Genomic DNA, 13,966 nt, shown 5'->3' with positions numbered 1-13,966 from the left:
GGATCTATATCATGCTGGAATATAAGCTGAAAAGATATGGGATCCGTTTCATAAAACAGGAAGAAAGTTATACCAGCCAGTGCAGCCCACTGTCACCGGAAGTGGGGAAAAGATATGCAGAGCCGTCCAAACGGAAAGAGAGAGGACTGTACAGAGATGGAAACAGAACCTATAACGCAGATGCCGTAGGCGCATATAATATCCTGAGAAAATATCACTCCGTATCCGGAGTAAAAAGAGAACTGTCCGTAACCGGACTGAAGACACCGGAAATAATAAAAGTAGCTGTATAGCTCTAAAGAGCAAACAGTAGTGGTGCCATGGATGCACCCTGAAAAAAGGCGGTATCCCGCCTTAATTCAGATGCTCTGGTAACTCAGTTACCGAGTAATTCACTACAGAGCAACAATGGTATAAAAGCTTCTGTTATTATGGGAAGTACCAATACAGTACAATGGATAAATCCAAATCAAGGATATATCGTAGGACAAGATCAAAGTAAATATCAGATTGAAAGTAGTAAAGTTGATGTAATTAAAGCAGATGAACCGTTTCCTATTGATTTTGAGTCACAATTGAACAATTTGGAAAATCTGTCTAGTAAATTAGGTAATCTTGTTCCTAATGAAATGGATGATGTAAAAGTAGCGTATGTTCCAATAAGTGATTCTGGTAAAATAGATTATGAAAATATTTTTGTTGATGGCAAAAAACCTTTTAAATATGTACATGAGTGGACAGCAAATACTGGACTACAAACAGATGGCAAATTGCTTGTAATTAATGTTGATTGTACAAATGCACCATCTGAAATTGATATTGAAGGATGTAAAGTTAATGATAAAGGACCAGGGGCGTGGAATCCAATAGCAAATAGTGTAATTTGGAATTTTTATACTAATAATAATGGATCAATTTCAACATATACAGGACATATTAAATACAGTAATGGACTTGGAACACTATTAGCACCAACGGCTCATATTACATGTGTGGCTTCTACAAATGGTTCTGTTATTGCTAATACTGTGGATCATGCACCTTGTGAGATACATCATATAAAACCAAGTGGATCAACGACAGTACTTCAAGAAACAGTAACTTGCTCTAATACTTCAAGTGATGACACAGATGATAAAGGAAATCTGAGCATAAGCAAGTACGTAGTAGGGGCTGATACAGGAGAAAGAACCTTTAAGTTTACCGTGCAGGGACCAGATGGAAAATACTACAGCAAGGATGGAAGTGCATCTGATACAGAAACAGTAGTGGAAGTCAAGGCAGAAGAGACTGTAACGATCAAGGACCTGCCGGTAGGAGAATACACAGTAAACGAAAAGACAGAAGAAGCCGGAATCAGCGGATACGGACTTGCAGTAACAGGAACTGGAAAGGTGACAATAAGAAAAGATAGCCAAGCAATTGTAGCAGTTACAAATACCTATACAAAAACTTCAGTTGATGTCAAGATCAGCAAGGTAGATGCCGAAACATACAAAGTACTCGGCGGCGCCCACCTCATGGTTATTGACCCGGATGGAAATGTAGTAGCTGAATGGGATTCTACAAAGAATGCTCACAAGATCACAGGTCTCAAACCGGGAGTTACTTATACTCTTCGTGAGACAAAAGCACCGAAGGGCTATGATGTTGCGGCAGATACAACATTCGAACTGAATGAAGACGGAACAATCAACACAGCAAACACGACAACATCAATCAGTGGTGACGATCTTCTTGTAAAAGATGAGAAGACAGTAGACAAGACAGTTTCCGTATCTGTAACCAAGAGACTGGTAACAGTTGATGGACAGGTTATTGGAGCACCGGATGCGACATATTATGTTGCGCTTTATTCAGATCCTGACTGTACACAGAGAGTTTCAGATGTAATGGCTCTTAATTATAAGAATGCATCTGTTTCTACTGTAACATTTACAGGACTGAAAAAAGGCCAGACCTATTATGTAGGTGAGTGCGAGGCAGATGGAACAAGCTACCTTGCAAATGTAAATGCAGACGGAACTTTATACACGGTAGATTTCTCTGATGGAAATACAGTAGAAGTTACAAATAATGATGGAAGTAAGACCATATACTTTGATAATCAGTTTGAAAAGGTTCCGGATGGTTACTACAAAGAAGGTGAACTGAACATCACCAAGAAGCTGGTAGGCGGCGATGGAAAAGCTAAGAACAGCAGTGAGATTTTCTATGCAGGAATTTTCTCAGACGCAGATTTCACACAGCTTTCTCCAGACGTTTCTGATAACATCGTACCGTTGGATCTGGCAGGTGGTTCAGAGGTAACTTCACAGGTTAAGGTTTCTATTCCGGAAGGCGGCTCTATTACCTTATATGTAACAGAGGTAGATTCCGAAGGAAATCCGGTTGCCGGAGCAGCAAGTTTTAAGTATGATGTCAGCGTAGATAATATGCAGGTAACTTTTGATGATGACAATATCAGTGCAGATGTAGTAATTACAAACTCTGAGAATACACCGGAAGTTACACCAACACCAACTACTACGACACCGAACACTCCGGTTACACAGAGTGGATCTACAACGAAATCTGCCGTCAAGACAGGCGACAGCACACCGATTGGAATGTTTGTAGGATTATTTGCAGCAGCGGCCGTAATTGCCGGAGCAGCGGTATTCTTTAAACGCCGTAAGAAATAATATGTAAATTTGAAAAGGGCTACACACTTTATAGTGCGTAGCTCTTTTTGTTTGCGCGCCATGGGCGCGCTCTAACGGGTGAAAGTCCCGAACACGCCTAGGCAACGAGGAAGTGTATAGCCGAACAGCAAGGGTGTCCATCGTGAGGTGGAATCTGAAGGAAGCTGTAAGCAAACTCTTGGTCCGACGGACAGAAATCACATATAAGGCTCGGAAATACGGATAAGTCTGCAAAAGAAGATGAAGTCCAAAAGTTGCTGGAAGTACGAGTAAATGTGGCGGATAGATGAGAGGAAAGAGTGTGCACCTTAAGCGTGGAGGTCTCACAGAGGTTTCATTAGCCTAGTAACAACGAACTGTGAGAAGTCAGCCGAACCCATAGTAGTGAAGAAGTTTCTGTAACGGAAATGGAGCGAAGGGGTGAACAATCAATAAGTTTGAGTATGTCTCGTATTGCAGAAATGACAACATCTGCCGTAACCAATCGGGTAAAAGATGGTCAAATCAAGCGAGACGGAAAGGAAAGAACGCATGGACACAGGTAGTCTAATGGAGCAGATTTTATCTAGCGATAATCTCAATAGAGCATATCTGCAAGTCGTACGAAACAAAGGTGCAGAGGGAGTGGACGGAATGAAGTACACAGAACTCAAGGAACATCTTGCAAAGAACGGCGAAATCATCAAGGAACAGCTGAGGACAAGAAAATACAAACCTCAACCAGTACGAAGAGTGGAGATACCAAAGCCTGATGGTGGTGTCAGAAACCTAGGAGTACCAACAGTAACAGACAGATTTGTACAACAAGCCATTGCACAGGTACTAACACCAATCTATGAGGAACAATTCCATGACCACAGTTATGGATTCAGACCGAATAGGTGTGCACAGCAAGCAATCCTAACAGCACTTGATATGATGAATGATGGCAATGATTGGATTGTAGACATTGACTTGGAAAAGTTCTTTGACACAGTAAATCATGACAAGCTGATGACCTTAATTGGAAGAACAATCAAGGATGGAGATGTCATCTCCATTGTGAGAAAGTATCTTGTCAGTGGAATTATGATTGATGATGAGTATGAAGACTCTGTAATAGGAACACCACAAGGAGGAAATCTTTCTCCGCTATTAGCGAATATCATGCTCAATGAACTTGACAAAGAAATGGAAAAGCGAGGACTCAATTTCGTGCGATATGCGGATGACTGTATCATTATGGTTGGAAGTGAAATGTCTGCAAATCGAGTAATGAGAAATATTTCTCGATTTATTGAGGAGAAACTAGGGCTTAAAGTCAACATGACAAAAAGTAAAGTGGATAGACCGCAAAGACTCAAATACCTTGGATTTGGATTCTACTTTGATTCAAGAGCACACCAATATAAGGCGAAACCACATGCAAAATCAGTTGAGAAGTTAAAGAAGAGGATGAAGGAACTCACCTGTCGTAGCTGGGGTGTAAGCAACAGCTACAAAGTGGTGAAAATCAATCAACTTATCAGAGGGTGGGTTAACTACTTCAAGATAGGAAGTATGAAACATCTGTGCAGAGAAATGGATAAACATATCCGATTCAGACTTCGAATGTGTATATGGAAACAATGGAAAACACCACAAAACAGGGCAAAGAATTTAATGAAACTAGGCGTGCCCCAATGGGCGGCAAAGCGAACATCCTATGCTAAAGGGTTCGCAAGAGTATGTCGAGGTTCAGATGTAAGCCAAGCTATAAGCAATAAGAGACTAATCTCATTCGGATTAGTCTCAATGTTAGATTACTACACCGAAAGATGTGTTACTTGTTAAGTTGATTGAACCGCCGTGTACCGAACGGTACGCACGGTGGTGTGAGAGGTCGGAATTTCTCAATCAAGAGAAATTCCTCCTACTCGATACGTGGAAATGCATTACAATAGATAGCGCTCGAATTGCAGGAACTTTTTGTCTATATCTCGTCTGAGTTTTGTGGTATTATTAATGATATGACATTTTCACATAATAAATTTAAACAGGGGGATTTTTAATCATGTTACAGGGTTTTAATCATTTTGATGAGAATGGAAATGCAGTTATGGTGGATGTTTCCGGGAAGAGTGTTACTTATAGAACGGCGATTGCTACAGGAGAGATTCATGTAGGTGAGGCCATTATGGCTGCTGTGAAGGAAGGTTCTGTAAAGAAGGGGGATGTTCTTGGCGTTGCGCGTGTAGCGGGCATTATGGGTGTGAAGAGGACTTCTGAGCTGATTCCGATGTGTCATCCACTTCCTATCCAGAAGTGTTCTGTAGATTATGAACTGGATGAGGCAAATGGAATTATCCGGGCTTTTTGTACGGTTAAGACAGAGGGAAAAACCGGCGTGGAAATGGAGGCACTGACAGGAGTTCAGGTGACTCTTCTGACAATTTATGATATGTGTAAGGCGATTGATAAGCATATGGTAATGTCCAATGTGCATCTGGTTGAGAAGACTGGTGGTAAAAGTGGAGATTTCCGATTTTAGCCAGAACGAAATGATTTGCAAATGTTCATCCGATTAAAACAGAACATCTGGTGAATTGTGATATTTGTTAATATTAAAAAAATTTGTTGGGTAAAAGAGAATAAAAGTGTATAATAAATAAAAAGAAAAGAACGGCTGTTTTCTGTATATATTGGAAGATATTTCAGTATAAGATACTGCGGCAGAATAACAGTCGAAAAACCTTTTTTTGGGATGCTATAATTTATGGAGGGTTTTACAATATGAAAAGAGTAGCGATTATTACATCCAGCGATACTGGATATCGTGGAGAACGTGAGGATTTAAGTGGTCCGGCAATCCGTGAGATCGTTGAGAAGAATGGATATGAAGTGGTATCTGCGGATATTCTGCCGGATGACAGAAAGATGCTGTCAGAGAGAATGGCAGAGATTGCAGATAAGGGAGAGGCAGAATTGATTCTGACTACAGGTGGAACTGGTTTTTCTCCACGAGATATTATGCCAGAGGCAACAGAAGATATCATTGACAGACGTGTACCGGGAATTCCTGAGGCAATGCGTGCATATAGTATGACGATTACTAAACGTGCTATGCTTAGCCGTGCAACAGCTGGTATCCGTAAAAAAACGCTGATTATTAATCTGCCGGGAAGTCCTAAGGCTGTAAAAGAGAGTCTGGAATATATTATTGATGCACTTGGACATGGCATCGAGATTATGACGGGAGAAGCTGGAAACTGCGCGAGATAGTTGACAGTCATTAATGGAAGAATAAGTACGAAAATAAAATCAGGAAGGTAAAAGGGATAGTTTTATGGGAAAAGTAATTGCAGTCTGTACAAGTGACAGGAAAGGAATACAGAAGACAAGCGTTCCGGAGATTGAGATTGTTGAGGACTGGGGCATTGAGGGAGATGCACATGCAGGAAAATGGCATCGCCAGGTAAGCCTGCTTTCTTTTGACAAGATTGAAGAATTTCGTGCCAGAGGTGCGGAAGTGGAGGACGGTGCATTTGGAGAGAACCTGGTGGTTCAGGGAATCGACTTTGCAACACTTCCGATCGGTACGAAATTCAAATGCAATGACGTAGTTCTGGAACTGACTCAGATTGGTAAGGAATGTCACAGCGGCTGTGCAATCTTCAAGAAAATGGGAGAGTGCATCATGCCGAAGCAGGGCGTTTTTACGAAGGTTCTGCATGGCGGAGTAATCCGCCCGGGAGATGAACTGGAAATTGTCATATGAGGAGAATGAAAGAATGATTATTGATACACATGCACATTATGACGCTGACGGCTTTGATACAGACAGAGAAGAACTTCTTGCGTCTATGTATGAGGGCGGAATTGAGAAGATTGTAAATGTCTGTGCAGCTATCGATGAGCTTGAAGACACTGTGAAACTGGTTGAGAAATATCCGTTTATATATGGAGCAGTAGGAGTTCATCCGGATGATGCAGACAAGATGACACAGGAGACTCTGGATGAGATCCGCAGAATTTCTCACATGGATAAAATGGTTGCAATCGGTGAGATCGGTCTGGATTATTACTGGCATAAGGAAGAAGCAGAGCATCAGATTCAGCAGAAGATGTTCCGGGCTCAGATGGATATTGCCAGAGAGGAGAAACTTCCGTTCATGATCCACAGCAGAGAGGCGGCGGAGGATACACTTAATATCGTCCGGGAGTATATGCAGGGCGGCATGTATGGTGGTATCATTCATTGTTTTTCATACAGTAAGGAGATTGCAGCAGAGTATCTGAAGATGGGACTGTATCTGGGAATCGGCGGTGTCGTTACATTTAAGAATGCAAGAAAGCTGAAAGAAGCGGTTGAGTATGCGCCGTTATCTCAGCTTGTGCTGGAAACAGACAGCCCATATCTGGCTCCGGAACCGAACAGAGGAAAGAGAAACTCTTCTCTGAATCTGCCATATGTGGCACGGGCAATTGCAGACCTGAAGGGAATTACTGTGGAAGAAGTCATTGATGTGACGAAGCAGAATGCCGAAAAACTTCTGGGAATCTGACAAAGCCAGGGGACAATATAAAGCTTGTAGATAAGATTCCGCAAAGAGCATTACGGAGCATAGCGTGAATAATAACAATGTAAAAAAGTATGATGAAAGTTATTCGTGCAAAGTTATATATGTAAAGTTATACGCAAAAAAAGATGTTGACCAGAAGCGCGATCAACATCTTTTTTGTTTCTTAATAGCCGCTGTCATAGCTATCGTCGTAATTATCGTAGCTTTCATCATAACTGCTGTCGTAATTATCGTAGCTGCTATCATAACTGCTGTCGTAATTATCGTAACCGCTATCATAACTACTGTCATAGCTGGAATTGTCATAACTACTATCGCTATTGTCATAGCTGGTACTGCCATAATTGCTGTCACCAGAATCACTGCTGTCGTTGCTACTGTTTCCATCTGAGCTTCCTGTTGAATCAGAAGAACCGTCTGATACAGAAGCCAGATATTCCCAAGAGTGGATGGATTCTGTATCCTCAACAACATTTCCGGTGGTCTTGTCGATCATGTTTCCTTCCCAGTCAAATTTGACATTCAACAGATTTGTGTTGGTGGAAGGCTTGACATTCATGGACATGATCTCTTTGAATTTGGCTTTCAGGTTTTCGAGGGTGAATTCATCACCGATCAGATTTCGTACACTGTGAGAAGCAGCAAGTTCCTCAGTATAATCATCCAGCATATATGGTCCATATTCGCCACTGTCGTGGTTGTAATGCATAACCATAGGTTTCACTTCAGGAGAAAGAATCTGAATCGTTGATTTACCGTTCAGAGTTGACTTCTGGATGGTAAAACTTGCCATTCCTTCCAAAAGTTCCGGGAGTTCCTGCTGAGTAGAAACAAAATTTCCAAGGGAATAGAAAACAGTAGTGCTGTGTCCCTGATCATCCGAGAGCTGTCCATAAGGCTGAAGCACATGCGGGTGTCCGCCGATGATCACATCCACACCCTGCTGCATCAGAAATGCGGCCCACTGTTTCTCAAATTCATTTGGCATGGTTTCGTCTTCAGTACCCCAGTGTGCTACGAAGATAATACAGTCGCTGACCTGTTTGGCTTTCTGGATCATGGCAGTGATTTTATCTTTGTCAAAGATATCCAGCATATAATCGTAGCCGTCACCTAATCCGGAATTGTTTGTACCATATGTATAATCGAGAAACGCAATCTTGATTCCGTTAACTTCTTTTGTCTTTACAGTATCTGCATCTTCCTGGGTTGCATGGATGCCAAGTACGGGAATGTCAGGATAGTTTGTACTCCAGAAATCCAGAGTGCTTTTCAGATAGTCATAGCCATAATCATCTGCGTGGTTGGTAGCGGATTCCACTACATTAAACCCTGCTTTGATAATAGCATCTCCTACTTCCTGAGGTGTGGCAAAAGAAGGGTAACTGCTGACTGCATCATGACTGGGAGCAAAAACCGTTTCCTGATCGATCATGGCTACATCTGCCGCCTGGATCTGATCCAGAACGTGTGTATAAATATGATCATAATTCCATACACCGGAATCATATTCACCGGATTCATACAATTTACTGTGATATAAATTGTCGCCAACAGCAATCACACTTGCTGTGGAAATCTCAGGTGTTTCAGCTGCTTCTTTTGCTTTCTGTTCTTCGAGTGCAGCTGCTTCGACAGCTTCTTTTTGCGGTTTGCTGATCAACGTGTAATCAATCTGATGGATTACCACCATCAGTATGATCAGAGCTACAACAGAGCACAGAAGACTGATGCGCGAATTGATTTTTTCCCGAAAATTAAGCGGGATATTATTTTTTTTCATATTTTTTGATCCTTTTAAAGTATAACTGTGCAGAACAGCGGAAATTCTGATATTCTTTAGATCCTGCTATTCTGAAAAAATTTGTAACTGTTCAGTACCTTCGCGGGATGTAGACTGCTGAATAGTTACAGAAATTCTATTATCTGTTCATTATAACAAATTTCAAGGTTCAAAGAAAGATTAAGAAAGAAATTCTTTCAAAACCTTTCAAAAATGCTTTGTGGGGCAAAGTAATTTAGTGTATAATAAAAGAAACACGGGAGTCAGGAGTTAACAGCAGGGATTAGAGAGAATAGAAACTGATCTCCGTTGATAAAAGGAAATAAGAGGGAGGTAGCCGGATGAACCATTATGAAGCGATCAATGATGTGCTGGTTAATTTATTTAATGAGATTCTGGACCTGGAAGAGAGAGCGCTGATTACGGGAGAATATAAGAATATTTCAGTCAATGATATGCACATTATTGATGCGGTAGGTATCCGGGAGCAGAAGAATATGTCAACAGTAGCCAGAGCGTTGAATGTGACAGTGGGTACGTTGACAATTGCAGTGAATAATCTGGTAAAGAAGGGATATATCCAGCGTATGCGAAGCCAGGAGGACAGACGAGTGGTGCTGATCTCATTGACAGAACTGGGAGAGAGAGCATACCATCATCACAAAAAATTCCATGAGAAAATGGTGCTGGCAGTGTTGAAGGGATTGAACGTAGAAGAGACAGAGGCGCTGACAACAGCACTGACGAAACTGGAAACATTTTTCAGATCTTATCAGTAGAAATGGTGAAACTTTGAAGATAAGACTACAGGAGCGTTATTCGTTATTGTAGCTGATAAATCAGGGAGACAGACAATTAATAATTCTGTCTCCCTGATTTATTTAACCGAATAAACTGCGGAGCAGTTATTCTGTGTAGAACTGCGTAGCGAAACGGATATTCGTAATCCACTTCGCTACTTGTTTCGGTTAAACTTCTGAAAATATAAAATAAAGAATGGATATTCAGAGGAAATCGGCGAATTTATAAAGAAATATTATGATGTGGCAAGAAGAACCGGAGTGGTGATAGAGGGGAAAATTCCCAATCCTGATGAGGGAAATCTTTCATATTATAATGAGATCATTGGGAATGGAATTTCAGATGAATATAGGTTTTATTCTTATGAGTCTTAGAAAATGGCTGCCCAGAATGAATGAGTTTCAGAGGCAGAATGTAGCAGATTCCATATATGATTCGTTGGATTCCATGAGAAGATCCGGTAAAACAGAGAATATGCTGAAGAATGCCTATATCAAGTTTATGTGCTGGCTTTATTATAAATTTGAGCGTATTGTAAATCAGCTTGGAGAGAACAATATATGTACAAGAAAAATATTCTTGTCAGCCATAAAGCAGCATTTTCAGATTCTGCTTATATGAATGTGCTGTTCAGTGATAAAACAGGAACCATTACTCAGGGTAATCTGTCACTGGTTGAATTCATTACCGGCAGTGGTGATATTGTGAATTCCATTCAGAGCAGAGAATTTATTGAAGCAATTACACTGAATAACCTTGCGAAGATTTCTTCAGAGGGAAAGGCAATCGGAAGTAACAACATGGACAGAGCTCTTCTCTCCTATGCGATCAGTAATGGATACAATGATTCAGATAATGATCCGGACAAAGTAGAAGAGATCAGTGGATTTGACTCAGAGAAGAAATGTGCGACTGTTAAACTCAAAAACGGACTTGTTTACTGGAAGGGTGCTACAGAGAATATCATTGACAAAGTAACACATTATATGCTCCCTGACGGAGAAGAGAGAGAGTTCACAAAAGCAGATAAAGCAAAAGTAGAAGAACAGATGCATGCGCAGGCAAAGAGAACAATGAAGCTTCTTTCTGTAGCGAAAATCGGTGATGGTAAGACTGTTCTTATGGCTGTTCTGTGTCTGCGTGATAATGTAAGAACGGATGCAGTTGAGACAGTACAGATCCTTAACGATGCAGGAATCCAGGTAGTAATGGTTACCGGTGATGCAGAGGAAACTGCTGTTGCTATTGCAAAAGAAGCAGGTATCCTTAAAGACGAGAAGAAAGACGTTGTTCTTACACATGAACAGCTGGAGAAATTATCTGATGAAGAACTTAAGAAAGTTCTTCCGAACTTAAAAGTAGTAAGCCGTGCAAAACCGCTTGATAAGAAGAGACTGGTGTCTGTTTCACAGCAGATCGATAATGTCTGTGGTATGACGGGTGACGGTGTTAATGATGCTCCGGCACTGAAACAGGCTGATATTGGTTTTGCAATGGGAGACGGAACAGCGGTTGCACAGGAAGCAGGAGATGTTGTTATTCTTAATAACAGTTTGACATCTATTAAAGACTGTGTACTTAACAGTAGGACCATGGCAAAATCTGTAGGAAAATTCCTTATTTTCCAGCTTACGGTAAATATCAGTACTCTGTTAATGAATATTCTTGCACCAATCCTGGGCTGGACAGAGCCGTTTTCCATTGTGCAGATCCTCTGGATCAATCTGATCATGGATACACTGGCAGCTATGGCTTTCGGTGGAGAACCTATCCTTAACAGATATATGAAAGATCAGCCGGCGAAACGAACAGATAATATTCTGACTTCTTATATTAAATCAGCAATTGGCGTAAGTGCGATCTTTATCACTTTGGGTTCCATTCTGATTCTTGAAAATATTGGAGGTATTACGACTTTTGTAACACCTGCAGGATGTGCGAATCCGGAACTTTATGAGAAAACATTTATGTTTGCGTTCTTTATCTATGCGATTATCTTTAACAGTTTAAATACGAGATCAGAGAAATTTAATCTGTTTGAGCATATTGGTGAGAATAAAAACTTTGCACTGGTAATGGGAGGAATCTTTATCCTTCAAACAATCATCATTGAAATTGGCGGACAGGTATTCAGCACAACAATGCTTGAGCCAAAGGCTTTGCTGGTATCTATGGCACTTGCAGTGCTGATCATACCGGTGGATCTTATAAGAAAAGCAATTATGAGAAAATAATTATTAAGAGTAACTATGAGTGTGGTGCAGGATTTCTGCACCATATGAAGAATGTTTAATGATAAAGGCAGAGCTAGATTGATTGGCTCTGCCTTTTATTTGATATCAGTATTTTTTTAAGAATAATTGTAGTAAGCATCGAAAATTTATTTCATATATTTCTCCAACACCGGAAATTGCACAGGACCGATTTCCAGAATTTTGCGGTGAAAATCCTTCAGATTAAAGTCATTCCCCAGTTTTTTCTGGCAGGCGGTTTTCAGGTCAAGGAAGTTCAGGTATCCCCAGTAGTATTTCAGATAATTTCCGGGAGTTTCTACGATGTACTGATAGATTTCCCCGGCAGTGGAAGCACTGGTAATGCCAAATGCTTTGAGAAAGGCAGCAGTACGGGCACTGTCCCAGCCGCGATAGTGGATACCGATGTCGATCAGGGAGTAGATACATAGATTCATACTGCGATTTAACCAGGCAAGACGAACGGCATTTCCGGCGGCAGCAGAGTCTTTCATAAGGGCGGCGGCATATTCATACCCATAGGACTCCACATAGGTAGCCCAGCCTTCCACATAGCCGGAAGAAGTAACCAGATATCGGATATCAGAAGGACTGGTTCTGCCAAAGAAAACAGTCTGATACAGATGACCGGGAAATCCTTCATGTGCAAGGGTTCCGAAGAGTTCCAGGCTGGTGGTCCGCCCGGAATCATTGATATAGATTATATTTGGATTCTGAGTATCAATTGGCGGTGTGAGATAAAAGGCAGGACTTAGGAAGCTTTTTATGGATGGATGAACGGAGCGGAGTTCATAAGTGACCTTTTCCAGTTGTGGAAAATCTTTCGCCATAAGTTTTGGCAATTTTTCCAGCATCTGTGTCGGGGTTAGAGTCAGTTCATTGGAATATGCGGAAAGGTCAGAAAGCAGTTGTGGGTCTTTTTTCAGCAGAGAGCGTATCTGCTCATAATCAGACAGAAGTTGTGCAGACAGGCGCTGTTCAATTCGTTTAACTGGTACATAGGTTCCTGTCTGGCTTCTGAGCAGATAGAGATAATATTCCCGTCCCCCATCAAAAAAAGCCAGCCCACGGCTGCTTTTTCCAGTTCCACGGAGCTGTTCCAGTCCGTCTGCCAGTTCCTGATAGGCAGGGATCACTTCAGTGAGAATTAATTTATGATGATATGTACAGAGTTTCTGCTGGTCCTGGGTGCTAAGAACCGGGGTAGAGAAGGTCTTTAATTTCTGAGCAAAAATGTCGTCCATGTAGTTGGAATCGGGTTCTGCGATAAATGAGCGGCATTGTTTCAGAATGCGGTCGAGAGTGGTGTCACTCATGAAAAGTCCTGCCTGGGATTTCTGTTTTTCCAGCTTCAGGATACTCTGAAAATATGGTTTTATTGTGCCCAGGAGTTTCAGGTAGTCAGAAATATCTTCCCTTGAGTGAAAAGAATATTCTGCCAGCAGGACAGGAAGCTGTGCCTGTACACCAAGGCTCGGACCCAGCGGCTCATCCAGAATACTGTTTTTTCCAAGGGCGGCGCGGGTGTGGAAATACAGAAGAAGCATATCACAGGTAAGCTGGTTTTCATGAGAGAGCTTCGAGTAGGCGAAGGATTTCAGTTTGTTTTCATATTCCTGACAGAGACTGGTTGTTTTGTCAGGATCTGAGAGAGCAGTGCCGAGAGTAACTTCAGGCTTCTTGATGCCTTTTTTCTCAGGATGGGTGAGGGTGTAGTGGAGGGTCAATGTGCTGCTGGTTACTTCTGACTGGAATAATTTTTCTGTAAATGTTTCAAAACGGGAATTTTCTGAAATGAAATGACCGGACAGGGAACCCATTCCGATACCGGCGGCAAAGACCAGACAGAGGGCCAGGATTCTTTTTGGGATGCTCATATGAATACGCATATCCACCTCGGGAGGT

At 41.5% G+C, this 13,966-nt stretch carries 12 protein-coding genes; 10 read left to right on the top strand and 2 right to left on the bottom strand.

Translation table 11 applies throughout. The annotated features are described in order from the left end of the window. The 7 genes from ACTNES_RS08260 to ACTNES_RS08230 all read left to right on the top strand — a co-directional run. The coding region (locus ACTNES_RS08260) for a zinc ribbon domain-containing protein (protein WP_441039096.1) at window positions 1-293 on the top strand (293 nt) is incomplete at its 5' end. A 138-nt stretch (window positions 294-431) separates the two neighbouring features. Beyond that, on the top strand, window positions 432-2,684 hold the full coding sequence (locus ACTNES_RS08255) for a SpaA isopeptide-forming pilin-related protein (protein WP_441039095.1): 2,253 nt from the start codon (window positions 432-434) through the stop codon (window positions 2,682-2,684). A gap of 531 nt (window positions 2,685-3,215) precedes the next feature. Further along, entirely contained in the window at window positions 3,216-4,496 is a 1,281-nt protein-coding gene (ltrA, locus tag ACTNES_RS08250) for a group II intron reverse transcriptase/maturase (protein ID WP_441039094.1), read from the top strand. 220 nt (window positions 4,497-4,716) lie between these two features. Further along, window positions 4,717-5,193, top strand: a complete 477-nt coding sequence (gene moaC, locus ACTNES_RS08245; protein WP_216458470.1) for a cyclic pyranopterin monophosphate synthase MoaC — start codon at window positions 4,717-4,719, stop codon at window positions 5,191-5,193. A gap of 242 nt (window positions 5,194-5,435) precedes the next feature. Continuing rightward, window positions 5,436-5,924, top strand: a complete 489-nt coding sequence (locus tag ACTNES_RS08240; RefSeq protein WP_216458469.1) for a MogA/MoaB family molybdenum cofactor biosynthesis protein — start codon at window positions 5,436-5,438, stop codon at window positions 5,922-5,924. A gap of 64 nt (window positions 5,925-5,988) precedes the next feature. Then, complete coding sequence (locus ACTNES_RS08235; RefSeq protein ID WP_216458468.1) at window positions 5,989-6,420, top strand: MOSC domain-containing protein; 432 nt, start codon at window positions 5,989-5,991, stop codon at window positions 6,418-6,420. A gap of 13 nt (window positions 6,421-6,433) precedes the next feature. Then, window positions 6,434-7,207 carry a TatD family hydrolase gene (locus tag ACTNES_RS08230; RefSeq protein ID WP_441039093.1) on the top strand — a complete coding sequence of 258 codons (774 nt, stop codon included), beginning with the start codon at window positions 6,434-6,436 and terminating at the stop codon, window positions 7,205-7,207. 181 nt (window positions 7,208-7,388) lie between these two features. On the opposite strand, the gene ACTNES_RS08225 is transcribed toward ACTNES_RS08230, so the two are convergent. Beyond that, the gene (locus ACTNES_RS08225; protein WP_441039092.1) at window positions 7,389-9,008 is read right to left on the bottom strand and encodes a CapA family protein; all 1,620 of its coding nucleotides are present in this window, start codon (window positions 9,006-9,008) and stop codon (window positions 7,389-7,391) included. A gap of 341 nt (window positions 9,009-9,349) precedes the next feature. Here ACTNES_RS08225 and ACTNES_RS08220 point away from each other — a divergent pair, with 341 nt between their 5' ends. The 3 genes from ACTNES_RS08220 (at window position 9,350) to ACTNES_RS08210 (ending at window position 12,043) form a co-directional block, all read left to right on the top strand. Further along, window positions 9,350-9,787 (top strand): MarR family winged helix-turn-helix transcriptional regulator, encoded by a 438-nt coding sequence (locus ACTNES_RS08220; RefSeq protein WP_291807972.1) that lies wholly within the window; start codon window positions 9,350-9,352, stop codon window positions 9,785-9,787. Window positions 9,788-10,051: 264 nt separating this feature from the next. Then, window positions 10,052-10,183, top strand: coding sequence for a hypothetical protein (locus ACTNES_RS08215; protein ID WP_441039091.1), 132 nt, complete (start codon window positions 10,052-10,054; stop codon window positions 10,181-10,183). Window positions 10,184-10,369: 186 nt separating this feature from the next. Next, window positions 10,370-12,043 (top strand): HAD-IC family P-type ATPase, encoded by a 1,674-nt coding sequence (locus ACTNES_RS08210; RefSeq protein ID WP_441039090.1) that lies wholly within the window; start codon window positions 10,370-10,372, stop codon window positions 12,041-12,043. A gap of 146 nt (window positions 12,044-12,189) precedes the next feature. Here the strand turns inward: ACTNES_RS08210 and ACTNES_RS08205 are convergent, their stop codons facing one another. Further along, window positions 12,190-13,938, bottom strand: a complete 1,749-nt coding sequence (locus tag ACTNES_RS08205) for a DUF885 domain-containing protein (protein WP_291807969.1) — start codon at window positions 13,936-13,938, stop codon at window positions 12,190-12,192. Window positions 13,939-13,966 lie beyond the last annotated feature (28 nt).

The organism is Blautia sp. HCP3S3_D9, assembly GCF_052063845.1.
In the GTDB taxonomy this organism is placed as follows: Bacteria; Bacillota; Clostridia; order Lachnospirales; family Lachnospiraceae; genus Blautia_A.
Note: the sequence above shows the minus strand (reverse complement) of the source record. Positions and strands in the feature narration are given on the sequence as shown.

Coding starts and splice junctions, on each gene's coding strand:
- ACTNES_RS08205 (WP_291807969.1), bottom strand. CDS start 13,938: ATGAGCATCCCAAAAAGAATCCTGGCCCTCTGTCTGGTCTTTGCCGCC.
- ACTNES_RS08255 (WP_441039095.1), top strand. CDS start 432: ATGGGAAGTACCAATACAGTACAATGGATAAATCCAAATCAAGGATAT.
- ACTNES_RS08240 (WP_216458469.1), top strand. CDS start 5,436: ATGAAAAGAGTAGCGATTATTACATCCAGCGATACTGGATATCGTGGA.
- ACTNES_RS08220 (WP_291807972.1), top strand. CDS start 9,350: ATGAACCATTATGAAGCGATCAATGATGTGCTGGTTAATTTATTTAAT.
- ACTNES_RS08210 (WP_441039090.1), top strand. CDS start 10,370: ATGTACAAGAAAAATATTCTTGTCAGCCATAAAGCAGCATTTTCAGAT.
- ltrA (WP_441039094.1), top strand. CDS start 3,216: ATGGACACAGGTAGTCTAATGGAGCAGATTTTATCTAGCGATAATCTC.
- ACTNES_RS08235 (WP_216458468.1), top strand. CDS start 5,989: ATGGGAAAAGTAATTGCAGTCTGTACAAGTGACAGGAAAGGAATACAG.
- ACTNES_RS08225 (WP_441039092.1), bottom strand. CDS start 9,008: ATGAAAAAAAATAATATCCCGCTTAATTTTCGGGAAAAAATCAATTCG.
- moaC (WP_216458470.1), top strand. CDS start 4,717: ATGTTACAGGGTTTTAATCATTTTGATGAGAATGGAAATGCAGTTATG.
- ACTNES_RS08230 (WP_441039093.1), top strand. CDS start 6,434: ATGATTATTGATACACATGCACATTATGACGCTGACGGCTTTGATACA.